This window comes from Sphingomonas beigongshangi (assembly GCF_016820445.1).
GTDB lineage: Bacteria > Pseudomonadota > Alphaproteobacteria > Sphingomonadales > Sphingomonadaceae > Sphingomonas > Sphingomonas beigongshangi.
Map to the genome: position 1 here is coordinate 1 of NZ_JADHDT010000024.1, position 320 is coordinate 320.

Sequence of the window (320 nt, forward strand, 5' to 3'; positions counted from 1 at the left end):
CCGGCCTCGACCTGCTCGGTCGATGCGGTGATCTTGGTCTTGACGTCCTTGGCGGCGTCGGCGGAGCGCTGGGCGAGCGCACGCACCTCCGATGCGACGACCGCGAAGCCCTTGCCCGCGTCGCCCGCACGCGCCGCCTCGACCCCGGCGTTGAGCGCGAGCAGGTTGGTCTGGAAGGCGATGCCGTCGATCACGCTGATGATCTCGGAAATCTCGTTCGACGCGCGCTCGATGCCGCCCATCGCCTCGACCGCCTTGCCGACGATGCGACCCGACTGTTCCGCCTCGACACGCGCTTCCTCCACCGCGGTGTTCGCCTT

The 320-nt window shown here is 69.4% G+C and carries 1 protein-coding gene; it reads right to left on the bottom strand.

Going from position 1 to position 320, the window contains the following annotated elements:
* The coding region (locus tag IQ292_RS17555) for a methyl-accepting chemotaxis protein (RefSeq protein ID WP_238941230.1) at positions 1-320 on the bottom strand (320 nt) is incomplete at both ends.